Source organism: Streptomyces sp. NPDC016845, from assembly GCF_044332585.1.
Taxonomy (GTDB): domain Bacteria; phylum Actinomycetota; class Actinomycetes; order Streptomycetales; family Streptomycetaceae; genus Streptomyces.
Map to the genome: position 1 here is coordinate 36,900 of NZ_JBIRPI010000030.1, position 22,035 is coordinate 58,934.

Genomic DNA, 22,035 nt, shown 5'->3' on the forward strand with positions numbered 1-22,035 from the left:
ACCCTTTAGTACATACGTCCTTACGGGGCATCGCGCACACTGAACCCACCAGGTTCAGTGGGCACGGTGCCCCGCCCCGTGCCCCCGGCAGACAACGGCGTCTACCAACCACCTTTGGAGTTCCCCCGTGGCCATCTCGGTCTTCGACCTGTTCTCGATCGGCATCGGCCCGTCCAGCTCCCACACGGTCGGCCCCATGCGCGCGGCGCGAATGTTCGCCCGGCGCCTCAAGAACGAGGGCCTGCTGGCCCACACCGCCTCGATACGCGCGGAGCTGTACGGCTCCCTCGGCGCCACCGGTCACGGGCACGGCACCCCGAAGGCGGTGCTGCTCGGCCTGGAGGGCGAGTCGCCCCGTACGGTCGACGTCGAGCACGCCGACGAGCGCGTGGAGGAGATCAGGACCTCCGGCCGTATCAACCTGCTCGGCGTGCACGACATCGCCTTCTCCTTCGACGACGACCTGGTCCTGCACCGCCGCGAGACCCTGCCGTACCACGCCAACGGCATGCGGCTGTGGGCTCACGACGCGGACGGCGCCGAGCTGCTCACCAAGACGTACTACTCGGTCGGCGGCGGCTTCGTCGTGGACGAGGACGCGGTGGCCGGCGAGAACCCGGTGGTCCCCGACGACACCGTCCTGAAGTACCCCTTCCGCACCGGCGACGAGCTGCTCCGCCTCACCCGCGAGACCGGCCTGTCCATCCCGGCGCTGATGCTGGAGAACGAGAAGGCCTGGCGCACCGAGGACGAGATCCGGGCCGGGCTGCTCGAACTGTGGCGGGTGATGCAGGCGTGCGTGGCGCGCGGCATGTCCCGCGAGGGCATCCTGCCGGGCGGCCTGAAGGTCCGGCGCCGGGCGGCGGGCTCGGCCCGCAAGCTGCGCGCCGAGGGTGAGCCGCTGGCCCACTCCATGGAGTGGATCACCCTGTACGCGATGGCGGTGAACGAGGAGAACGCGGCGGGCGGCCGGGTCGTCACGGCCCCGACGAACGGCGCGGCGGGCATCATCCCGGCCGTCCTGCACTACTACGTGAACTTCGTGCCGAGCGGCTCCGCCGAGGAGAAGGAGGAGGGCGTGGTCCGCTTCCTGCTCTCGGCCGGAGCGATCGGCATGCTCTTCAAGGAGAACGCCTCGATCTCCGGCGCCGAGGTCGGCTGCCAGGGCGAGGTCGGCTCGGCCTGCTCGATGGCGGCGGGCGCGCTCGCCGAGGTCCTCGGCGGCTCCCCGGAGCAGGTGGAGAACGCGGCGGAGATCGGCATGGAGCACAATCTGGGCCTGACCTGCGACCCGGTCGGCGGCCTCGTCCAGATCCCCTGCATCGAGCGCAACGGCATGGCCGCCGTCAAGGCCGTCACCGCCGCCAAGATGGCGATGCGCGGCGACGGCTCCCACAAGGTCTCCCTCGACAAGGTCATCAAGACCATGAAGGAGACCGGCGCCGACATGTCCGTCAAGTACAAGGAGACGGCGCGGGGCGGGCTCGCGGTGAACATCATCGAGTGCTGACCCGCCGCGCCGCTGCCGGGGTTCTTACAGGTCCGCGGTGGTTCCCGCGCCTGAACCGCTGCCCGCGAGCCACTGGTCCCAGCTGAGGTTGAACGACGCGTAGCCGTTGTCGGCCGGGGCCTTGGCGCGCGGGGAGCCCGTGATGGTGATCGGGTCGCCCTGCTTGACCTGGCCGTAGAACCACTTGGCGTCGGACATCGACAGGTGGACGCAGCCGTGCGAGCCGCGGGCGCTGCCGCTGCCCGGGTTCGGGTCGCCGGTCGAGTAGTGCACGTAGGTGCCGGACTGGGTGAGGTGGACGTCCCAGGGCAGCGTCAGGTCGTAGTAGTCGGCGTCGCCCTTGTTGCAGCTGATGCCGACGGAGCAGGAGGTCATGTGGACCTTCTCCTGCTTGTCGATGACGGCCATCGTGCCGTTCCAGGTCGGGTACTCGGCACTGCCCGCGTTGATCGACAGGGTGCGTACGGCCGAACCGTTCTTGGTGACCTTCAGGGTGTGGCCGGGGACGGAGACGTCGGCGCGGACGTCGTCGCCGACCTTGAAGGTGTGGGTGTAGGTGCGGACGCCGTAGCGCCCGTTGCCGTTGCCGACGTCCTTCATGTCGGCCTCGACCTTCACGGTCGTACCCGAGGGCCAGTACTCCTTGGGCCGCCAGTCGGCGCGCTTGTCGCCGAACCAGTGCCAGGCGCCCTCGACCGGCTGCGAGGCGCTGACCTTCATGTGCTTCTCGACGGTGGCGCGCGCCTTCTCGGCCACCGGGTCCGTGAACACCACCGAGACCGGCATGGCCACGCCGACCGTGTTGCCGCTCTGCGGCGTGATCGTCTCCAGGAGCATCGGCGGGCCCTTGGGCTTCGTCGGCGAGGGCTTCGCGCTCGCGCTCGGCTTGTCCGACGCCTTCGCGTCTCCCCCGCCCGCCTCGTCGTCGCTGTTGCCGCCACACGCGCTCACGCCCGCGAGCGCCACCACCGTCATGAGCGCGATGCCTATTCCGCCGCCCTTGCGCCGTCCCACGAACTGCCCCATTTCCTCGGTCGCCCGGTCTCCCCTGCTGAGGGTCCGGCCCCCTGTCCTCCGCCTCCCTGTCAGACAGCGGAGGCTGCCCTGTCAGTTGCACATCTCCGTGTAAAGCGTGTTCCAAGACTGGGGGCGGACAAACGACCCTGTACGAGACAGGCGGCGGCGCTGCGGTGCCGGACCGGGACCGGTGGGTATGTCAACCATGCCGCCCCCGCACCGCGCCGCCCCGACCAGCGCCCCACCGAGCAGGAGGCTCGCCATGATCCGTGGCATCGACGTCAGCTCGTACCAGTCCTCGTTCAGCACGGAAGGCGTCTCGTTCGTCTTCATCAAGGCGACGGAAGGCCGCAGCTACGTCAATCCGCGGCTCGCGGCGCAGACGAAGCGGGCCCGGGACGCGGGCTGTGTCGTCGGCTTCTACCACTTCCTGTGGCCGGGGAACCTGACGGCGCAGGCCGAGTACTTCGTCAGCAAGGCGCCGGAGAAGGCGGGCGACGTCCTGGCCGTGGACTGGGAGACCACCGGCAACGGCACGCACGCGAGCAACGGGGAGAAGGACAAGTTCATCCGCGAGGTGAAGCGGCTGCGCCCGCACCACCGGGTCGTCCTCTACTGCAACCGGAATTTCTGGCTGAACATCGACACGACGTCCTACGCGGGCGACGGCCTCTGGATAGCCGACTACGTGACGGCGGGGAAGCCGCGCATCCAGGCGAAGTGGCGCTTCCACCAGTACACCGACAACCCCCTCGACAAGAACGTGGCCGATTTCGCGAGCAAGGCGGCGCTGCGCGAATGGGCCACGCCCTGAGCGAGCCCGTCCTCGACGAGGAGGGTGACGGCCGCGCGGCGGCTCAGGCGCGCCACTCCGCGGTGCGCTCCGGGGAGGCCGCGTCCAGCGCCTTGCGGACGGCGATCGCGTCGGCGGCGAGGCCGTAGACCGGGGTGCCGGGCTGCTGACGCCACGACTCGTCCTGGCCGCCGGCGTCGACGGTGTCGAAGCCGATCTCGTCGAGCAGCGCGGTGACGACCTGCTTGGCCACCTTGTCGTCACCCGAGACCGGCAGGGCGACGCGCTGCGGGTCGCCGGAGGGGCGCGGCTTGTCGAGGATGTCCTGGGCGTAGGTGCCGTTGAACACCTTGACCACCTGGTGGCCGATCTGCCGCTCCGTCCACCGGCTCTCGGTCAGCCCCTCCTCGATCTCGGCGATCTTCCCGTCGCGCTGCCGCGGGTAGTAGTTGCCGGTGTCGATGACGGTGACGCCGTCGGCGGCCTCCTTCAGGAAGCCGTCGGGCAGGTCCGGTACGGCCTTGAGCGGCACCGTGACGACCACGATCTCCGCCCCGCGCACCGCGTCCTCGATGGTGGCGGGTGTCGCCCCGGTCTCCTCGGCGAGCGCGGTCAGGGTGTGCGGGCCGCGCGAGTTGGCCACGCGGACGTCGTGGCCGACGGAGGTGAGGCGCCGGGTGAGGTTTCCGCCGATGTTGCCCGCGCCGATGATGCCGATCTTCATGTCAGGCCCTTCGAGAGTTCCATGCATGTGCATACAGGCGGTGCCAACTTCACCGGGCCCGGGGCTATTCCTGCGATGCGCCACTCGGACGGCGCGCCCGCTCCGTGTCCCGCGCGCCGGGGGCTGAGAAAACGCGTCCGCCGGAGCGGGAACCAGGGGTTCCGCTCCGGCGGACGTCTGCGCGCGGGCGCGGTCAGACCTTGCTCAGGTTGGCCCAGAACTCGTCGAAGGAGAGGAGCTTGTCGCCGTTGGCGTCCTGCCGGGCGATGAGGACCTCGGCCACCGCCTCGGTGACGTTGAAGTCGCCCATCTGCGCCATGGCGCTCTTGTACTCGGCCGCCGTGATGAAGCCGTCGCCGTCCGCGTCGAACCGATCGAACGCCTTGCGTGCTTCCTCGATGTCCGCCACCGGGACCACCCCTCGTTTACGTACCGCTGTTGCGTACTGCCGTATTGACGGGGGTCAGATTATCCGGCGGGGTGAGCGCGGAGTGCGGCGACCACCCAGGCGAACTCCTGGTCGGGCCTGCGCGTCGGTTCGAGGCCGCGCACCAGGGAGACCAGGTCACGGAAGCGCGCCACGTCGTGGTTGGCGGCGGCTTCGAGCCGCTGAAGGGCCTCGGCCCGGTCGGCGTCGCCGAGCAGGCCCCGCAGCACCTGGTCCGCCTCGTCGGAGGCGGGCGCGACCCCGCGCTCCAGGGCCTCCCCCGCGAGCCCCACCAGACGGCTCATGAACCACAGCGAGCTGCCCGGTGCCACGTCCGGGCCGCGGTCCGCGCTGTTGAACTCGATCATCCGGCGCATGTGGGCGCGGAAAGCGGCGTCCTGCATCAGCTCGGCCAGCTCCACCCAGGCGTCGACCTGGGCGCTGGTCGGGTCGTCGGGCAGGTCGGGGACCATGACCCGGATGCGGTCGCGGATGTCGGGGTCGGCGGCGTCCAGGCCGCCGAACGTCTCCTCCATGAAGGCGTCGATGATCTGCTTGCGTTCGGCGGCGGAGAGCCGCGCCAGCCTGTTCATGAGAGCCGTCTCCTCGGTGGTCGAGTTGCGCTTCGCGACGGTCGACAGGACGGCCCGGTTCACCCGCAGCACCCGGATCTGCGCGTCGAGCGCCGCCACGTGCGCGGCGGCGACGGCGGCGATGTCCTTCTCGCCGGACACCACCTGGCGCACGTCGTCGAGACCGAGCCCCAGCTCGCGCAGGGTGCGGATCAATTCCAGGCGGGCCACGGACTCCGCGTCGTACAGTCGGTAGCCGCCGTCGCTGCGGGTCGCTGGGTGCAGGACACCCTCGTCGGACCAGAAGCGGATGGTGCGCACCGTGAGTCCGGTGCGGCGGGCCAGCTGTCCGATGGTGAGCAGCGCAGGGCCGTCGTCGTTCATGTCGGGGAGTCTGGGCCTTCCAGTGGGTGGAGACTCAAGCGGGAGGACGGGAATGAAGCTGCGGGACATTCTGGACGCGGCGGCGAAGGGGGTCTTCCCCGCGCCGGACGGCTCCGTCACGGTCGTACCGCAGATGTGCGCGCGGGACGCGGGGGTGCTCGCGTTCACCGCGCACACCGTCGTCTTCACGGACGAGCCCGGCGCATGGGTGCGCGAGGCGCTCGCGGCGACGGGCTGCGATCCGCTGGCGGCGTCGATGAACGCCCGGTTCCTCGCCGCGTTCATGGACCGCACGGGCCGCGCCCACGACACCATCGACCTGCTGACGGCGGCGTCGGCGCTGGCGGGCCCGCCGCCGTACGAGATGCGCGAGATCCGCGACCGGGAGCACCCACGGGTGGTGCGCGCCCTCACGCACCGCGACGAGGTGCGGGTGTGGGAGACGGCGGACGGCGCCGGGGTCCTGGTGCTCGGACGTGGCATCGGCGGTCGCACGGAGGCCGCGATCGAGGTGGCCGAGGACGTGCGCCATCGCGGCCTCGGACGGCAACTGGCGGTCGCCGCCCGGCACTTGACAACCGACGAGTTCGTCTGGTCGCAGCAGTCGCCGGGCAACGCGCGCAGTGTGCGGGTGTTCCAGGCGGCGGGTTACCGCCCGGTGGGGTCCGAGGCGCTCATGCTCGCCCCGTAGAACAGTGGTTCAGCGGAAGATGCCGGTGTGGCCGAGCGAGTAGCGGCCCGGCTGCGGATATACGGCGAGGCCGTGCGGGCCCCGGCCGACCGGGACGCGGGCGACCTGCGCGCCGGTGCGCGTGTCGATCGCGTAGACCTCGGAGTCGTAGCGGCCGGACAGCCACAGCGTGGTGCCGTCGGCCGAGACACCGCCCATGTCGGGGCTGCCGCCCTGCGGGAGCTTCCACTTCTTGCTCACCCGGTCCCGGGCGAAGTCGAAGACGGAGATGGTGCCCTCGCCGCGGTTGGAGACGTACATCTCCCGGGAGTCGCGGCTCACGTAGAGGCCGTGCGTGCCCTTGCCGGTCTTCAGCAGTTTCGGCTTGGAGAAGGTGTTCCCGTCCAGGATCCACATGCCGTCGGCCATCATGTCGGCGACGTAGAACTTCTTCCCGTCGGGCGAGATCTTGACGTCCTGCGGCATCGCGCCCTTGAACGGCAGCTTCTGCTGGGCGACGACCTTCATCCTGGCCGTGTCGACCTTCAGCAGTTCGCCGCTGAACTCGCAGCTGACGATGAAGTAGCGGCCGTCGGGCGAGAAGTCGGCGTGGTTGACGCCGTAGCAGCTGACCGGTTCGGTGTGCTTGACCCGCATGGTGTGCGGGTCGCGGAAGACGAGCTGACGGTCGAGCGAGGCCATCACGACGGCGTACTTGCCGTCGGGGGTGAAGTACAGGTTGTACGGGTCGTGCACGTCGACCGGCTTGCCCGCCTTGCCGGTCTTCGGGTCGATCGGGGTGAGCGTGTGCCCCCGGTTGTTGTTGACCCACAGCGTCTTCAGGTCCCAGGACGGGACGACGTGCTGCGGCTGATGCCCGACCGGAACGGTCCGGAGGACCTTGTACGTCTTCGGGTCGATCACGGTGACCGTGTCGGACTCGGTGTTGGGCACGTAGACGCGCGACGGGAAGTCCTTCACCACCGGCGACAGGTTGCCGGCCCGGTCCGCCGCGTACACGTCCTCGGGGTCGAGGAGGGGCGGCATCCCGGGCAGCCCGCGATCGGCCTGCCGCGTGGGCGCCGCCGGCTTCACCGGGCGGGCCGGCGGTTCGGCGGGCTTCACCGCGCCCTGGGCGGCGCGGTCCGCCGTGTCCTGGCTGCCGCACCCGGCGAGTGCGGCGAGGGCGACGGTCGCGGCGGCGAGCAGCGCGCCGGTGCGCCGCCCGCTCTTCGGTGTGGTGGTCGGGGTGAGGTTCACGTGAGCAGCTCCGTGCAGGTCACCGCGGTCAGGCCGCGACGGTCGAGGTGGTCCAGGAGGGGCGGCAGGGCGGCGACGGTGTCCTGGTAGCCGAAGTGCAGGCTGACGACCGATCCGGCGCGCGCGGCCGAGGAGACGTTGGAGACGACGGCGGCGGCGCCCGGCGAGGTGTGGTCGAGGGAGTCGACGTCGTACGACAGGACGTGCGGGTAGCCCGCGCGCCGTGCGAGGCGGGCGACGAGCGGGGTCGCCCGCTGGGCGCGCGACGGCCGGAACCAGGTGCCGACGGACCCGGTGAGGCGGCGCAGACGCTCGGCGCACCCGGTGATCTCGGCGTAGGCGTCGGCCTCGGACATCTCGTTGACGGTGCGGTGGTGCAGGGTGTGGTTGCCGAGGTCGTGGCCACCGTCGAGGACGCGCCGGGCGACGTCGGGGTGTTCGTCGAGCCAGGTGCCGACGGCGAGGACGGTGACGCGGGCGTGGGCCCGCTCGGCCTCCGCCAGGACGGCGCGGGCGACGGCCGGGTCGCCCTGGCCGTGGAAGGTGAGGGCGACGCGGTCGCCGGTGCGCGGGCCGTGGTCGATCTGGGCGGGCTGCCCCGGCAGCCGGCGCGGGGCGGGCGCGGGGGCGGCGCGCGCGGGCCGTGGGGTCGCGGTGTGCGGGGCCGGGGCGGGGGCGGGCGGCTGCCGGTCGGCGGCGCAGCCGGTGGCGAGGGCGGCGGCGAGCCCGGCGCCGACGCGCAGGGCCGAGCGGCGTGCGTACGGCCGCGCCATCGGTTCTCCGTGGGTCACCCCGCCCATTTAACGGGGATAACGGACAAAATCCGCTTACCGACCCGGCAGCCTTAACGATTACTGGATACTGGCTGTACTTATACTTCATTTGCGAGGCCAGTGGCTCACATCACCATCGATTCATTTGGCTCTTGGTGACCGGTCTGCCATGATCGGTGACACGACCCCCATTGACCCGGGCCAGGTCGTCGTCAGACGCCGCGGACTACACCCCCCACCGTTCGCGGCGCACCACACGAAAGCCCCCGCGGCGCCGTACAACGGCGAGAACGGGGGCTTTCGTGCATACGGGAGCCGGTGGTTCAGCGGTCGGCGACCCGCATCTCGAACCAGGTGGTCTTGCCGCGCGGCAGCAGGTCGACGCCCCAGCGGTCGGAGAGCTTGTCGACGAGGAAGAGGCCGCGCCCGGAGACGTCGAGCGGCTGCACCGGCATCAGGCACGGCAGGCCGCGGGACGGGTCGCGCACCTCCACGCGGATCCAGCCGCGGCGGCGCAGCATGCGCAGGCCGAAGACGCGGGCGCCCGTGTGCCGCACGGCGTTGCCCACGAGTTCGGAGACGAGCAGGACCGCGTCCTCGGTCATCTTCAGGGACAGGCCCCACTGGCGCAGGATGACGACCTGGGCCAGACGGCGGGCGGTCGCCGCCGATTCGGGGCGCGACGGCAGGGGCACCTCCGCCTCAGTCGGATTCCCGAACAGCTCGAACGCGCGCAGCGCGTATTCGTCCTCGACCGCGGGAGACCAGCGCGCCGCGGTCGCACCCCCGTGCCTTCGCGGATGTTCGACACCCTCAAGCCCCGCCATGCCCTCCATGATGGCCGCAGATCCGGAGCCTTGGGGCCGTTCCGGCTGAATAAGCCCCCCGGAATGCCTCATTCCGGGGGGTCATTCTGGCATATGCCAAAGTCACTTAAATGACTACGAAACGCCGTCCGACCTGCGGTGACTCACCGTGTGCGATCGGCTCTTGATCGTCATGAACGAGGTGCGCTTAAGGTTTTCTTAAGGTGCGGATAATGCGCTCCAACGAGGGACGGGACGCAGTCGACCCACCCGCGCCGAAGTTGACACCCGTCCGCCGCCGGAGCCGACACCAAGCCGCACGGGAGCCGTCTCAGGCGAACTTCGCCTTCCCGGGGCCTTCCTCCACGAAGCTGCGCATACCGGTCGCCCGGTCCTCGGTGGCGAACAGCCCCGCGAACCAGGTCCGTTCGATGGCGAGCCCGGTCTCCAGGTCCGTCTCCAGACCCGCATCGATGGACTCCTTCGCCGCGCGCAGCGCGATCGCCGGGCCCTTGGCGAGCGCCGCCGCCCACTCGTGCGCGGCGGAGAAGACCTCGTCGGCCGGAACGACACGGTCCACCAGACCGAGGGTGAGCGCCTCGTCGGCCCTCACCTGCCGGCCCGTGAAGATCAGGTCCTTGGCCTTGGACGGACCGATCAGGCGCGCCAGGCGCTGGGTGCCGCCCGCGCCCGGGATCAGGCCGAGCAGGATCTCCGGCTGGCCGAGCTTGGCGTTGTCGGCGGCGATCCGGAAGTCGGCGCACAGCGCCAGTTCGCAGCCACCGCCGAGCGCGTACCCCGTGACGGCGGCGACGACGGGCTTCGGGATGCGGGCCACCGCGCTGAACGCGTCCTGCAGCCCCCGCGCCCGGCCGACCATGGCCGCGTGGTCCATGGCCTGCATCTCCTTGATGTCCGCACCGGCCGCGAAGACCTTCTCGCTGCCGCGGACGACGACGGCCCGCACCTCGGTGCGGGCCGTGGCCTCTGCTGCCAGTTCCCTGATGCGGTCCTGGACGGCGACGTCCAGGGCGTTCATCGGCGGTCGGTCGAGGCGGATCGTGCCCACCCCGTCGGCGATTTCCAGGTGTACGGTCATGGCCGCAGGTTAGCGGCCGTTCACAACCGGGGTGCCGCGGCCCCTACTTCTTCCACTCGGCCCAGCTCATGTTCCAGCCGTTGAGCCCGTTGTCCGGGGCGACGGTCTTGTCGCCGGTGTTCTTGACCACGACCACGTCACCGATCATCGACTGGTCGAAGAACCACGCCGCCGAGACCTTGCTGTCGTAGCCGCCGCGCACATCGCGCAGGCCGACGCAGCCGTGGCTGGCGTTGTAGTTGCCGAAGGCGTCTCCGCCCCAGTAGTTGCCGTGGATGAAGGTGCCCGAGGTGGTCAGGCGGATGGCGTGCGGGACGTCCTTGATGTCGTACTCGCCGCCGTAGCCGACGGTCTCGCCGTTCATCCGGGTGACCGCGAGCTTCTCGGTCATGACCATCTGGCCGTTCCAGGTCTCGTAGCCCGCCTTGCCGGTCGTGACCGGGACCTTCTTGATGGTCTTGCCGTCGCGCTCGACCGTCATCATGTGCGTCTTCGCGTCGACCGTGGAGACCTGGCTGCGGCCGATGGTGAAGTTCACCGTACGGACCTGCTTGCCGTAGACGCCGGGGCGGCCCTCGACGCCGTCGAGGTTGAGCTTGACGGTGACCTTGGTGCCGGCGGCCCAGTACTTCTCGGGCCGGAAGTCGATGCGGTCGTTGCCGAACCAGTGCGGCTCGACCGGGACGGCGGGCTCCGTCTTGACGGTGATGGCCTTCTCGACGTCCTCGGGATGGGTGATGCCGCGGGTGAAGCGGATCGAGAACGGCATCCCGACGCCGACCTTCGAACCGTCCTCCGGGGTGAACATGCCGACGAAGGTGTTCTTCGGGGTGAGCGTGGTGAAGGTGGTGTCCTTGGCCGACTCCCGGCCGTCCTTGTCCTTCGCGACCGCGTGCACCTGGTACTCGGTGGACGCGGCGAGGTGGTGCGCGGGGGTCCAGCTGGTGCCGCCGGATATGGACCCGGCTATCGCGTTCCCCTTGGAGTCGGCGACCTTCACCTCGGTCAGCCTGCCCTTGTCGGCGGATATCTTCAGCGCCCCGCTGGTGGCGACGTCACCGGCGCCGTCCTTCGGCGCGACGGTCACCACGGCCTGCGACGCCTTGTTCGCCTCAGCGGCCTTGTCGGACTTCCCCTTGTCCTCGTTCCCCGAATTCCCCCCGCCACCGCACGCGGTGACAAGCAGCAGTGCCGCCCCCAGCAGAGCCGCCGATATCGGTCGTCGCCCGTTCAAGATGTTCTTCTCCCCTCGCACGGCCTCGGTCCAAGGCCCGCACTCCTGCGCGTCTGCGCGCGCACTGCGCAAGATTAACCGCCCGACCTGGGAAAACGGATCCCCGCTAATGTCACCGTTTAGTCCCAACACCCGGGCGGCCGACCCCCTTTCGCGCTTCCGCGGCTACGGAACGGCCGCGGCCCCGTCCTTCCACTCCTGCCATTCCATGTTCCAGCCCCCGAGCCCGTTGTCAGCAGCCACTTTCTTGTCAGCGCTGTGCACCACCTCGACGACGTCGCCGATGAGGGTGCGGTCGAAGAACCAGCCCGCCGGGGTCAGCGCGCCGCCGCCCTTCACATCGCGCAGACCGACACAGCCGTGGCTCACGTTGCTGGACCCGAAGACCCCGCCTGACCAGTAGTTTCCGTGCAAGAACGTGCCGGAGTCGGTGAGCCGGACCGCATGCGGCACATCCGGGATGTCGTACTCCCCGCCGAAGCCGACGGTGCGGCTGTTCATCCGGGTCACGTCGAGCATCTCGGTGACCACCATCTTCCCGTTGTACGTCGTCGACTTCGGCGCCCCCGCGGTGATCGGCAGGGTGTCGAGGAGGCGGCCGTCCCTGCGGACCTCCATCGTGTGCTTCGCCGCGTCGACCAGGCTGACCTGGCCACGGCCGACGGTGAACGAGAACGACTTGCGCTGCAGGCCGTAGGCGCCGGGCGCCGCCTCCACGTCCCGCAGGTCCAGGGCGACGGTCACCTTCGTGCCGGGGCGCCAGTACCGCTCGGGCCGGAAGTCGAGGCGCGTCCGGCCGAACCAGTGCGGGGCGATCTCCACCGGGGGCACGGAGGTGACCTTCACCGCGCGCTCGACGGCGGCGCGGTTCTCGATCCGCCGGTTGAACTCCAGCTTCACGATCATGCCGGTGCCGACCGTGGCACGGTTCTCCGGCGTCACGTAGCCGATGAAGCGCTCGCCCGGGACGGCGGTGGTGAACGTGGTGCGGCGGGCCACGCGGCGGCCGTCGCCGTCGACCGCGACCGCGTCGACCGTGTACTTCGCGGCGAGCGCGAGCCGGTCCGCGTCGGGCCCCGTGGGGCGCCAGAGCACACCGTTGCCCTCGATGCGCCCCGGCACCGGCTCCTCCTGCGCGTCCTGCACCTTGACGACCTTGACCGACTCAAGCCTGCCCGTGGGGACCTCGACCAGCAGCCCCGTGTCCGTCCTCACCTCTTTGCCCCGGTCCTCCGGGGTGACCCTGATCAGCTCCTCGGACGAGCGCGGCTTGCCGAACACCGCGCCCGCCTTGCATCCGGCGAGCCCGCCGGCCAGTGCCGCCCATGTCAGTACGGCGGCCAGTGTCGCCCCTGCGCGCCGCGCGCGCCTCACAGCTGTTCTCACGCCGGGCCAACGACGCGCACCCCGCCGGGGAAACGTGAGTGCGACCCGTGCTCTGGGCAGAACAGACAGGAGGGGATCAGGGGCGATGCGCGGCAGGGACGCCGGGCGCGCCCCGCCGCCCATCCTTCGTGGAGCCGCGGGAGGCTGTCAGGTGTCGAGCGCACCCGAGCAGGAGGCAGTGCAGACCGGCGTGCCGGCCGGTGTGCCGAAGGGCCGGAACGGCAATGGCGGACCGCCCGTTCATGCCTCCGCTCATACATCCGAGTACCACCGGGACCGGGAGCGCGGGCGCACTCCCCCCGTCGAGCCCGTCTGGCCCGGCGCGCCCGTACCCCTCGGCGCCCGCTACCGGGTCGGACCCGACGGCGTCGCCGGCACCAACTTCGCCCTGTGGGCGGGCGGCGCCGAATCGGTCGAGCTGTGCCTCTTCGACGCCGACGGACGCGAACAGCGCTCCCCGCTCGCCGAGGCCACCGACGAGATCTGGCACGGCTTCGTCCCCGGCGTGCGCCCCGGACAGCGGTACGGGTTCCGGGTCCACGGCCGCTGGGACCCGTGGACCGGCGCCCGCTGGAACCCGGCGAAACTCCTCCTCGACCCCTACGCGCGGGCCGTCGACGGCGCCAAGGGGAATGACTACACCAAGCTGCCGCCAGAGGTGTACGGGCACGTCCGCGACTGGCCCCAGCAGCACGTGGCCGACACCGTGCGCGACGACCGGGACTCGGCCCCGTACGTCCCGAAGGCCGTCGTCGTCCACGACGACGCGCCCGACGACGAATGGCAGGACGACCGCCGCCCGAAGACACCCTGGGCGGACTCGGTCATCTACGAGCTGCACGTACGCGGCTTCACACGGGAGCACCCCGGGATCCCGGAGGAGTTGCGGGGCACGTACGCGGGCCTGGCGCACCCGGCGGCGATCGAGCACCTGACGCGGCTCGGGGTGACGGCGGTGGAGCTGCTTCCGGTGCACCAGTTCGCGCACGAGGACCACCTGCTGCGGCGGGGCATGAAGAACTACTGGGGTTACAACTCGATCGGCTACTTCGCCCCGCACGCGGCGTACGCGGCGACCGGCACGGCCGGGCAGCAGGTCGGCGAGTTCCGGCGGATGGTGCGGGCGCTGCACGACGCCGGGATCGAGGTCATCCTCGACGTGGTCTACAACCACACGGCGGAGGCGGGCGAGCTGGGCCCGATGCTCTCCCTGAAAGGCATCGACAACCGCGGCTACTACCGCCTCCAGGACGACGCCCGCCGCTACGCCGACTACACCGGCTGCGGCAACACCCTCCACGTCGTGCAGCCGCAGGTCCTCCGCCTCATCACCGACTCCCTGCGCTACTGGGTGACCGAGATGGGCGTCGACGGCTTCCGCTTCGACCTCGCGGCGGCGCTCGCCCGCTCCATGCACGACGTCGACATGCTCTCCCCGTTCCTCGCGGTCATCGCGCAGGACCCGGTGCTCCGCCGGGTCAAGCTGATCGCGGAGCCGTGGGACGTGGGCAACGGCGGCTACCAGGTCGGCGCGTTCCCCCCGCTCTGGGCCGAGTGGAACGACCGCTACCGCAACGCCGTACGGGACTTCTGGCGCGGCGCGCTGCCCGACGTACGGGACCTCGGGTACCGCCTCTCCGGGTCGAGTGACCTGTACGCGTGGGGCGGGCGCCGCCCCTACGCGTCGGTCAACTTCATCACCGCGCACGACGGCTTCACGCTGCGCGACCTCGTCAGCTACGACCGCAAGCACAACGAGGCGAACGGCGAGGGCAACCGGGACGGGACGAACGACAACCGGTCCTGGAACTGCGGGGCCGAGGGCGAGAGCGAGGACGAGTCCGTGCTGGCGCTGCGGCGGCGGCAGCTGCGGAACATGCTGACGACGCTGCTGCTGTCGACCGGGGTGCCGATGCTGGTCGCCGGTGACGAGTTCGGGCGCACCCAGCGCGGCAACAACAACGCCTACTGCCAGGACAGTGAGGTCAGCTGGGTCGACTGGCGGCTCCTCGACGACCCGGGCTGGCGGGCCCTGTTCGATCTGACCTCCCGGCTGATCGCCCTGCGCCACGCCCATCCGGTGCTCCGCCGTCGCGCCTTCTTCTCGGGCCGACCGCGGTCGGCGGACGGGTTGCGGGACCTGGCCTGGTTCACCTCACGCGGTACGGAGATGACGGAGGGCGACTGGTTCGCTCCGGCCGCGACGCTCGGGATGTACCTGTCGGGGCGGGACATTCCCGGGCGGGACGCGCGGGGTGAGCGGGTGGTCGATGACAGCTTCCTGGTCGTCCTGCACGCGGGGGCCGAGCCCGGGGAGTTCCTGCTGCCCGGGGGGCCATGGGCCCGGGGGTACGAGGTGGTGGTCGACACCGGGCTGGAGGAGCAGGGTTCTGTGCCGGGGGTGTCGTACGGGGCGGGGGCGACGGTGGCCGTGGGGGCGCGGACGGTGTTGTTGCTGCGGGTGGTGGAGTAGGCGGGGCGCCGGCGAGGTCGCGGTTTCGACGCCGGGCACGCGCGCGTGGGCGGCAGAAAGAGCAGGGGTGGTCATGACCGGCCGGCTCCCGTCAGGTCGAGGAACGCGTCGTCGAGCGTGGCGTCGACGACCCGGATCCGGGTGACCTCGGCGTGGTCCCGTACGGGGTCGGGCCCGGCCACGCGCACCCGCCCGGCGTCGGGCACGCGCAGGCCCTCGACGCGCTCCACGGTGGTGGTCTCACCGGCCCCGTCGGGCCCGAGGACGCCGAGGATCTCGCCCTCCTGGACGGTGAACGGCATCCCGGGGCGCCCGCCACATCGGCCATCGCGCTCGAAGGCGCATCAGCCGATCGGTTGACCGCGACTACGACCCCGGGGCACCGCCGCGTCCAAAACCCACTGGGCGATGTCAGTGCCGAAAAGTAGTCTCACCCCTGATGGCGACTAAGGATGCAGCTACCACGGATACCAGGGGCCAGGACCCGCGCCGGATCGACGACGACAGCGGCCGGCCGGCCGAACCAGCCGTGCCCGTACGGCAGTCGGCGGTGCGCACACTGCTGCGCCTGTGGCCGTACGTACGGCCGGTGCGGGCGCGCTGGGCGAGCGCGGCGGCCATAGCGGTGGTGGCGTCCTGTCTGGGGCTCGTGTTCCCGCTGGTACTGAAGTGGATCGTGGACGGGCCCGTCACCGACCACGACCCGGGCGGCGTGTGGCTCGGCGCCGGGGTGCTGCTCGCGCTCGGTGTCGCGGAGGCGCTCCTGTTCGGGCTGCGACGCTGGCTGGTGGCGCGGCCGCTCGCAAGCGTCGAGGCGGCGCTGCGCGCCGACCTGTACCGGCACCTTCAGCGGCTGCCCGTCTCCTTCCACGACCGGTGGGCCTCGGGCCAGTTGCTGTCGCGCGCCACCACGGACCTCATGGTCGTGCGGATGTTCCTCGCCTTCCCGCTGACGTTCCTGATCGTGAACGGGGTGACGATCGCCGCCGGACTCGCCCTGCTCGTGGCGCAGGACTGGGGCCTCGGTCTCGTCCTGCTCGCGCCCGCCGTGCCGCTGATCGCGGTCTGCTACCGGTTCGAGCACGGGTACGCGGAGGCGTCACGCCGCGCCCAGGACCAGGTCGGCGACCTGACCACGGTCGTCGAGGAGTCGGTGCTCGGCATCCGGATCATCAAGGGGTTCGGCCGCCACCGCAGCCAGGCCCGCGCCTTCAAGGACCTCTCGCGCACGCTGCGCGGCACCGAGCTGGTCAAGGCGCGGCTCCTCGCGGGCATCCTCGCGGTGATCACGCTCCTGCCCGAGGTGGCGCTCGGCGCGGCCCTCGTCCTCGGCACGGTGCAGGTCGCGGACGGCGACCTGTCCGCGGGCACGCTCGTCGCGTTCCTGTCGACGGCGCTCGCCCTGCGCTGGCCCATCGAGTCCATCGGCTTCCTGCTCGCGATGAGCCAGGAGGCGGCGACGGCGACCCGGCGCTACTTCGAGGTCATGGACGAGCCGGAGGAGGACCCGCGCGTGCGCGGCGCGGAGGATGCCCGGGGCGGGGACGGACTGCGGTTCGAGGGCGTCGCCTTCCGCTACCCGGACGCCGCCGAGGACTCCGAGCCGACGCTTGGCCACATAGACCTGCACGTCCGCTCCGGCGAGACCATGGCCCTGGTCGGCGCGACCGGCAGCGGCAAGACGACGCTGACCGCGCTCGTGCCGCGCCTGTACGACGTCACGGCGGGCCGCATCACGCTCGACGGCCGCGACATCACCGCGATACCCCGCGAGGAGCTGCGCACCCTGGTGTCGATGGCGTTCGAGGAACCGACCCTGTTCTCCGCCACGGTCGCGGAGAACGTGCTGATGGGCGCGGTCGACGCGACGCCGGACCAGGTGGACCGGGCGCTCGGCGTCGCCCAGGCCGGCTTCGTACGACACCTGCCCGACGGGGCGGACACCGAGGTCGGCGAGCAGGGTCTGAGCCTGTCCGGCGGCCAGCGGCAGCGGCTCGCGCTCGCCCGCTCCGTCGTCGGCGAACCCCGCTTCCTGATCCTCGACGACCCGCTGTCCGCGCTCGACGTGCACACCGAGGCCGCCGTCGAGGCGGCGCTGCGGCAGGTCCTCGCGGACAGCACCGCCCTCGTCGTCGCGCACCGCCCCTCCACGGTGCTGCTCGCCGACCGGGTCGCCCTGCTCTGCGAAGGCCGCGTCACCGCGGTCGGCACCCATCACGAACTGCTGCGCACCAGCGCGGAGTACCGGCATCTGATGTCGGGCGAGACCGCGGGCGACAGGGAAGAGGCGGCGCGCGCATGACGACGATCACGAACACCAAGGCGGCCCGGAACCCCGAGGACCCGGACCAGCCGGGCGAGCCGGCCGAGGCGGTGCGGACCCCCTCCCCCACCGACCCGTTCGACCAGGACGACCTGCCCACCTCGAAAGGTGCGACGGGCCGCCTCCTGCGCTCCCTGCTCGCGCCGCACCGCCGCGCCGTCTGGCTCACCGTCCTCGCCCTGCTGCTCCAGCAGGCGGCCGTGCAGTCCGGGCCGCTGATCGTCGCGTACGCCATCGACCGCGCGGTGCCCGCCTTCCGGGACCACGACTACGGGCCGCTGATCGCGGTCGGCGCGGGCTTCCTGCTGACCGCGTGCTGCTCGGCCGCGTTCCAGTACGCGTACATCCAGTTCTCCGCCCGTGTCAGCCAGAACGTGCTGCTCGACCTGCGCGACCGCATCTTCCGCCACGCGCAGGCGCTCAGCGTCGACTTCCACGACCGCTACACCTCGGGCCGTGTCATCTCCCGCGCCACGACGGATGTGGAGTCGCTGCGCGAACTGCTCTCCGAGGGCCTGCAAGAACTGGTCAACGTCGTTCTCGCCGCGCTCTACATCACGGCGACGCTGCTCTGGCTCGACCTCGGCATCGGCGCGGTCGCCGCGCTCTCCTTCATCCCGCTGTCCGTGCTGATCCGCAGCTACCGGCGGCGGGCCGCGCGCGCGTACGGGGAGCGGTCCTCGGCGATCGCGGCGGTCATCGTCAAGTTCGTCGAGACGATGAACGGCATCCGCCCGGTCCGCGCGTTCCGCCGCGAGCAGGCCAACGACGACCACTTCGCGGTCCTCAACCACCGCCACGAACGCTCCAACGGCACGGCCCTCCTCGAAATGGCGCGCTACGTCATCGGCTCCCGCCTCCTGGCCAACACGGCAGTCGCGGGCATGGTCCTGTGGGGCGCCTACCGGGTCGCGGGCGGGACCCTCGCGCTCGGCGTCCTGGCGGCGGCGGTGCTCTACATCCGCCGCCTCTACGACCCCATCGACCGCCTGGCGATGTTCCTCAACTCCTACGAATCGGCGGCGGCGTCCCTCAAGAAGATCGCGGGCCTGCTCGAACAGACCCCGTCGGTGCCCGAGCCGGAGTCCCCGGGTTCGCTGCCCGCCCCGCGCGAGGGGCGTCCGGGCCGCGAAGTGCGTTTCGACGACGTCTCGTTCGGCTACCGCACGGGCGGCGAGGTGCTCCCCCGCTTCGATCTCCTGCTGCCCGCCGGCCAGACGGTGGCCGTGGTCGGCTCCACGGGCGCGGGCAAGTCCACCCTGGCCAAGCTGCTCGCCCGGTTCTACGACCCCTCGCACGGGCAGGTCCTCCTCGACGGTGTCGACCTGCGCGACCTCTCCCACGCCGAACTGCGGCGCGGGGTCGTCATGGTGACCCAGGAGGCGTTCCTGTTCTCCGGTACGGTCGCCGAGAACATCGCGATCGGCCGCCCCGAAGCGAGCCGCGCCGAAATCGAACAGGCCGCGAAGGCGATCGGCGCCCACGACTTCATCACGGCGCTCCCCGACGGCTACGACACGGATGTGCGCAAGCGCGGCGGCCGCATCTCCGCGGGCCAGCGCCAGTTGGTCGCCTTCGCCCGGGCGCTCCTCGCGGACCCGGCGGTACTGATCCTCGACGAGGCGACCAGCTCCCTCGACATCCCGGGCGAACGGGCGGTCCAACGCGCCATGCACACCGTCCTGCACGGCCGCACAGCGGTCGTCATCGCCCACCGCCTCTCCACGGTGGAGATCGCGGACCGGGTGCTGGTGATGGAAGACGGAGCGGTGGTGGAGGACGGCCCCCCGGCAGAGCTGATCGAGGGCACGGGCCGCTTCGCGGACCTGCACAGGGCATGGCGGGAGAGCCTGGTGAGCTGACGCCGGCTCCCCCCGAGGAACTGGCCGCTGTCAGCTCCCCGCCCGAGGAGCAAGCCAACCCACCCGCCCAAGCCCCGCAAACCAAGCCCCTCCGGCGCTTGAGGAGCGGGGTCCGGGGCGGAGCCCCTGGGCCGGGCCACGTCACAGGGCGGCGATTTAAAGCCACGGGAGGCCGATCTCAGCCGGGGCCACCACAACCCCGCCCCACCCGAACAAGCCCCCCGCACCCGCCCACCCCGCACCCCACCCGCACCCCGCATATCGAACAACCACCCCCGCGCACCGAACCATTTCCGGCCAACCTGTTGACGCGCTCCTGACAGCACCCGCGTTCTACTGCCACTCTTCCGTTCGGCCACCGCACAGCTGCCCCACAGCAAGATCGCGGACGGCCCGAGTCAACCGCTAGCCCGCTAGCCCCGCTAGCCCGCCGGCCCCGCACTGCCTGCACTGCGTTCTGCCCGGCCGGCCAAACGCCGCCCGGTCCCCACTGGCCGCACACCCACATGCGGCCGCGCAGAAGGAGTCAGCGTTGAGAAGCACCTCCTCCACCTCCCACAGACGCCGGGCCACGGCCGCCGCGGCCGTCGGCGCCGTCACCGCCCTGCTCGCCGTCGCGTTCCAGTCGGGTCCGGCCTCCGCCGGCGCCGGGACGGACACGGCACAGGCCGCGTCGGCCATCACGGCGAGCGCCACGCGCGGCGCCGACCCGGGCGCGCTGCCCGCGAAGCTCTCCCCCGCCAAGCGCGCGGAGCTGCTGCGCGCGGCGAACACGACCAAGGCGAAGGCCGACACCGCGAAGAAGCTCGGCCTGGGCGCCCAGGAGAAGCTCGTCGTCCGGGACGTGCTGCAGGACCAGGACGGAACGACCCACACCCGCTACGAGCGCACCTACGCCGGACTGCCCGTCCTGGGCGGTGACCTGATCGTCGAGAAGGCGAGGTCCGGTGCCGCGCAGGGCGTCACGAAGGCGTCGAAGGCACAGCTCAAGGGCGTGGAGACGACGGCCGACGTGAAGCCGGCCGCGGCCGAGTCGCAGGCGCTGACCCTCGCCGAGGCCGACGGTTCGAAGAAGACCGAGGCCGACCGCGCGCCGCGCAAGGTCGTCTGGCTGGGCCAGGGCGCGGCCAAGGGGCAGCCCACCCTCGCGTACGAGACCGTCGTCGGCGGCCTCCAGCACGACGGCACGCCGAACGAGCTGCATGTCATCACCGACGCGGCGACCGGCAAGAAGCTGCACGAGTGGCAGGCCATCGAGAACGGCACCGGCAACACCCAGTACAGCGGCACGGTCACCCTCGGCACCGCGCAGTCCGGGTCCTCGTACACCCTCACCGACACCACGCGCGGCAACCACCGGACGTACAACCTCAACCGCGCCACCTCGGGGACCGGCACGCTCTTCTCCGGCCCGGACGACGTGTGGGGCAACGGCAGCGCGAGCAACACCGAGACGGCCGCCGCCGACGCGCACTACGGCGCCGCGATGACCTGGGACTACTACAAGAACGTGCAGGGCCGCTCCGGTATCCGCGGCGACGGCGTCGGCGCGTACAGCCGCGTCCACTACGGCAACAACTACGTGAACGCGTTCTGGGACGACAGCTGCTTCTGCATGACGTACGGCGACGGCAGCGGCAACACCAAGCCGCTCACCTCCCTCGACGTGGCCGCGCACGAGATGACGCACGGCGTCACCTCCAACACCGCGGGCCTCAACTACAGCGGTGAGTCCGGCGGTCTGAACGAGGCGACCTCCGACATCTTCGCCGCGGCCGTCGAGTTCTACGCGAACAACACGTCCGACCCGGGCGACTACCTCGTCGGCGAGAAGATCAACATCAACGGCAACGGCACCCCGCTGCGCTACATGGACAAGCCGAGCAAGGACGGCGCGTCCAAGGACGCCTGGTACTCCGGCCTCGGCGGCATCGACGTGCACTACTCGTCGGGCCCGGCCAACCACTTCTTCTACCTGCTCAGCGAGGGCAGCGGCGCGAAGGTCGTCAACGGGACGAGCTACGACTCCCCGACCTCCGACGGCCTGCCCGTCACCGGCATCGGCCGCGAGAAGGCGGCGCTGATCTGGTACAAGGCGCTGACCACGAAGTTCACCTCGACCACCAACTACGCGGGCGCCCGCACCGGCGCCCTCGCGGCGACGGGTGAGCTGTACGGGACGACGTCCACCGAGTACAAGGCGGTCCAGGACGCGTTCGCCGCGATCAACGTCGGCGCCCGCTCCGGCGGCGGTGACCCGGGCACCGGCAAGGTGTTCACCAACGACGCGAACGTCAACATCCCGGACTCCCCGGGCGCGGCGGTCAGTTCGTCGCTCACGGTCTCCGGCATCAGCGGCAAGGCGCCGTCCACGCTGAAGGTCGGCGTCGACATCGTGCACACGTGGAGCGGTGACCTCCAGGTCGACCTGATCGGCCCGAGCGGGAAGGCGTACCGGCTGCACTCGTCGACGTACGACCCGACCCCGAACATCCAGACCACGTACACGGTCAACGCCTCCACCGAGAACGCCAGCGGTGTCTGGAAGCTCCAGGCCAAGGACCTCGGCCCGGCGGACACCGGCTACATCAACCAGTTCAAGCTGACCTTCCCGTAAACGGGTAAGCGGGTCCGCTTGGCCCCGCACAGTCTGGGCGCGTCGCTCCGGTGGTTCAACTCCCCGGTGCGACGCGCCCGTTCATATTTCCTTTTCGTTTCCCGG

17 protein-coding genes and 1 pseudogene are annotated in these 22,035 nt (G+C 71.0%); 7 read left to right on the top strand and 11 right to left on the bottom strand.

Annotated elements, in window-relative coordinates; genetic code table 11:
* The first annotated feature begins 127 nt into the window (after window positions 1–127).
* Window positions 128–1,510, top strand: a complete 1,383-nt coding sequence (locus ACH4RC_RS38140) for an L-serine ammonia-lyase (RefSeq protein WP_398209020.1) — start codon at window positions 128–130, stop codon at window positions 1,508–1,510.
* 24 nt (window positions 1,511–1,534) lie between these two features.
* Here ACH4RC_RS38140 and ACH4RC_RS38145 read toward each other — a convergent pair whose 3' ends face one another.
* Complete coding sequence (locus tag ACH4RC_RS38145; RefSeq protein WP_398209022.1) at window positions 1,535–2,536, bottom strand: Ig-like domain-containing protein; 1,002 nt, start codon at window positions 2,534–2,536, stop codon at window positions 1,535–1,537.
* Between the two features lie 253 nt (window positions 2,537–2,789).
* Between ACH4RC_RS38145 and ACH4RC_RS38150 the strand changes: the two genes are divergently transcribed.
* Window positions 2,790–3,341, top strand: a complete 552-nt coding sequence (locus tag ACH4RC_RS38150; RefSeq protein ID WP_398209024.1) for a glycoside hydrolase family 25 protein — start codon at window positions 2,790–2,792, stop codon at window positions 3,339–3,341.
* A gap of 43 nt (window positions 3,342–3,384) precedes the next feature.
* Here ACH4RC_RS38150 and ACH4RC_RS38155 read toward each other — a convergent pair whose 3' ends face one another.
* From ACH4RC_RS38155 to ACH4RC_RS38165, 3 genes are all read right to left on the bottom strand, one after another.
* The gene (locus tag ACH4RC_RS38155) at window positions 3,385–4,071 is read right to left on the bottom strand and encodes an NADPH-dependent F420 reductase (RefSeq protein ID WP_398209025.1); all 687 of its coding nucleotides are present in this window, start codon (window positions 4,069–4,071) and stop codon (window positions 3,385–3,387) included.
* Between the two features lie 166 nt (window positions 4,072–4,237).
* Window positions 4,238–4,453: an EF-hand domain-containing protein gene (locus ACH4RC_RS38160; protein ID WP_398209027.1), complete on the bottom strand. Its 216-nt coding sequence runs from the start codon at window positions 4,451–4,453 to the stop codon at window positions 4,238–4,240.
* Window positions 4,454–4,512: 59 nt separating this feature from the next.
* Window positions 4,513–5,427, bottom strand: a complete 915-nt coding sequence (locus tag ACH4RC_RS38165) for a MerR family transcriptional regulator (protein WP_398209029.1) — start codon at window positions 5,425–5,427, stop codon at window positions 4,513–4,515.
* Window positions 5,428–5,479: 52 nt separating this feature from the next.
* On the opposite strand from ACH4RC_RS38165, the gene ACH4RC_RS38170 reads away from it, so the two are divergent.
* Window positions 5,480–6,118 carry a GNAT family N-acetyltransferase gene (locus ACH4RC_RS38170; protein ID WP_398209031.1) on the top strand — a complete coding sequence of 213 codons (639 nt, stop codon included), beginning with the start codon at window positions 5,480–5,482 and terminating at the stop codon, window positions 6,116–6,118.
* 9 nt (window positions 6,119–6,127) lie between these two features.
* Here the strand turns inward: ACH4RC_RS38170 and ACH4RC_RS38175 are convergent, their stop codons facing one another.
* From ACH4RC_RS38175 to ACH4RC_RS38200, 6 genes are all read right to left on the bottom strand, one after another.
* A complete protein-coding gene (locus ACH4RC_RS38175; RefSeq protein ID WP_398209032.1) occupies window positions 6,128–7,357 on the bottom strand; it encodes a hypothetical protein in 1,230 nt (409 codons plus the stop codon).
* Entirely contained in the window at window positions 7,354–8,130 is a 777-nt protein-coding gene (locus tag ACH4RC_RS38180; RefSeq protein WP_398209034.1) for a polysaccharide deacetylase family protein, read from the bottom strand. Before ACH4RC_RS38180 ends, ACH4RC_RS38175 begins: the two co-directional genes overlap by 4 nt.
* Window positions 8,131–8,453: 323 nt before the next feature.
* Window positions 8,454–8,957: an ATP-binding protein gene (locus ACH4RC_RS38185; protein ID WP_398209036.1), complete on the bottom strand. Its 504-nt coding sequence runs from the start codon at window positions 8,955–8,957 to the stop codon at window positions 8,454–8,456.
* Window positions 8,958–9,267: 310 nt separating this feature from the next.
* Window positions 9,268–10,035, bottom strand: coding sequence for an enoyl-CoA hydratase/isomerase family protein (locus tag ACH4RC_RS38190; protein ID WP_398209038.1), 768 nt, complete (start codon window positions 10,033–10,035; stop codon window positions 9,268–9,270).
* A 43-nt stretch (window positions 10,036–10,078) separates the two neighbouring features.
* On the bottom strand, window positions 10,079–11,269 hold the full coding sequence (locus tag ACH4RC_RS38195) for an Ig-like domain-containing protein (protein ID WP_398209039.1): 1,191 nt from the start codon (window positions 11,267–11,269) through the stop codon (window positions 10,079–10,081).
* 165 nt (window positions 11,270–11,434) lie between these two features.
* A complete protein-coding gene (locus ACH4RC_RS38200) occupies window positions 11,435–12,655 on the bottom strand; it encodes an Ig-like domain-containing protein (protein ID WP_398209040.1) in 1,221 nt (406 codons plus the stop codon).
* A 151-nt stretch (window positions 12,656–12,806) separates the two neighbouring features.
* Between ACH4RC_RS38200 and glgX the strand changes: the two genes are divergently transcribed.
* Window positions 12,807–15,128 carry a glycogen debranching protein GlgX gene (gene glgX / locus ACH4RC_RS38205; RefSeq protein ID WP_398209042.1) on the top strand — a complete coding sequence of 774 codons (2,322 nt, stop codon included), beginning with the start codon at window positions 12,807–12,809 and terminating at the stop codon, window positions 15,126–15,128.
* Window positions 15,129–15,262: 134 nt separating this feature from the next.
* On the opposite strand, the pseudogene ACH4RC_RS38210 reads toward glgX, so the two are convergent.
* Window positions 15,263–15,430, bottom strand: a pseudogene (locus ACH4RC_RS38210) (ATP-binding cassette domain-containing protein); the annotation flags it as partial.
* Between the two features lie 137 nt (window positions 15,431–15,567).
* On the opposite strand from ACH4RC_RS38210, the gene ACH4RC_RS38215 reads away from it, so the two are divergent.
* The 3 genes from ACH4RC_RS38215 (at window position 15,568) to ACH4RC_RS38225 (ending at window position 21,930) form a co-directional block, all read left to right on the top strand.
* On the top strand, window positions 15,568–17,430 hold the full coding sequence (locus ACH4RC_RS38215) for an ABC transporter ATP-binding protein (RefSeq protein ID WP_398209044.1): 1,863 nt from the start codon (window positions 15,568–15,570) through the stop codon (window positions 17,428–17,430).
* Complete coding sequence (locus tag ACH4RC_RS38220) at window positions 17,427–19,313, top strand: ABC transporter ATP-binding protein (RefSeq protein WP_398209046.1); 1,887 nt, start codon at window positions 17,427–17,429, stop codon at window positions 19,311–19,313. Before ACH4RC_RS38215 ends, ACH4RC_RS38220 begins: the two co-directional genes overlap by 4 nt.
* Before the next feature lie 532 nt (window positions 19,314–19,845).
* The gene (locus tag ACH4RC_RS38225; RefSeq protein WP_398209048.1) at window positions 19,846–21,930 is read left to right on the top strand and encodes a M4 family metallopeptidase; all 2,085 of its coding nucleotides are present in this window, start codon (window positions 19,846–19,848) and stop codon (window positions 21,928–21,930) included.
* The last annotated feature ends 105 nt before the right edge of the window (window positions 21,931–22,035 follow it).

Excerpts from the sequence above, each read along its gene's own strand:
- ACH4RC_RS38145 (WP_398209022.1), bottom strand. The coding sequence starts at position 2,536 with ATGGGGCAGTTCGTGGGACGGCGCAAGGGCGGCGGAATAGGCATCGCG.
- ACH4RC_RS38150 (WP_398209024.1), top strand. The coding sequence starts at position 2,790 with ATGATCCGTGGCATCGACGTCAGCTCGTACCAGTCCTCGTTCAGCACG.
- ACH4RC_RS38155 (WP_398209025.1), bottom strand. The coding sequence starts at position 4,071 with ATGCATGGAACTCTCGAAGGGCCTGACATGAAGATCGGCATCATCGGC.
- ACH4RC_RS38165 (WP_398209029.1), bottom strand. The coding sequence starts at position 5,427 with ATGAACGACGACGGCCCTGCGCTGCTCACCATCGGACAGCTGGCCCGC.
- ACH4RC_RS38170 (WP_398209031.1), top strand. The coding sequence starts at position 5,480 with ATGAAGCTGCGGGACATTCTGGACGCGGCGGCGAAGGGGGTCTTCCCC.
- ACH4RC_RS38180 (WP_398209034.1), bottom strand. The coding sequence starts at position 8,130 with ATGGCGCGGCCGTACGCACGCCGCTCGGCCCTGCGCGTCGGCGCCGGG.
- ACH4RC_RS38185 (WP_398209036.1), bottom strand. The coding sequence starts at position 8,957 with ATGGCGGGGCTTGAGGGTGTCGAACATCCGCGAAGGCACGGGGGTGCG.
- ACH4RC_RS38190 (WP_398209038.1), bottom strand. The coding sequence starts at position 10,035 with ATGACCGTACACCTGGAAATCGCCGACGGGGTGGGCACGATCCGCCTC.
- ACH4RC_RS38215 (WP_398209044.1), top strand. The coding sequence starts at position 15,568 with ATGGCGACTAAGGATGCAGCTACCACGGATACCAGGGGCCAGGACCCG.
- ACH4RC_RS38220 (WP_398209046.1), top strand. The coding sequence starts at position 17,427 with ATGACGACGATCACGAACACCAAGGCGGCCCGGAACCCCGAGGACCCG.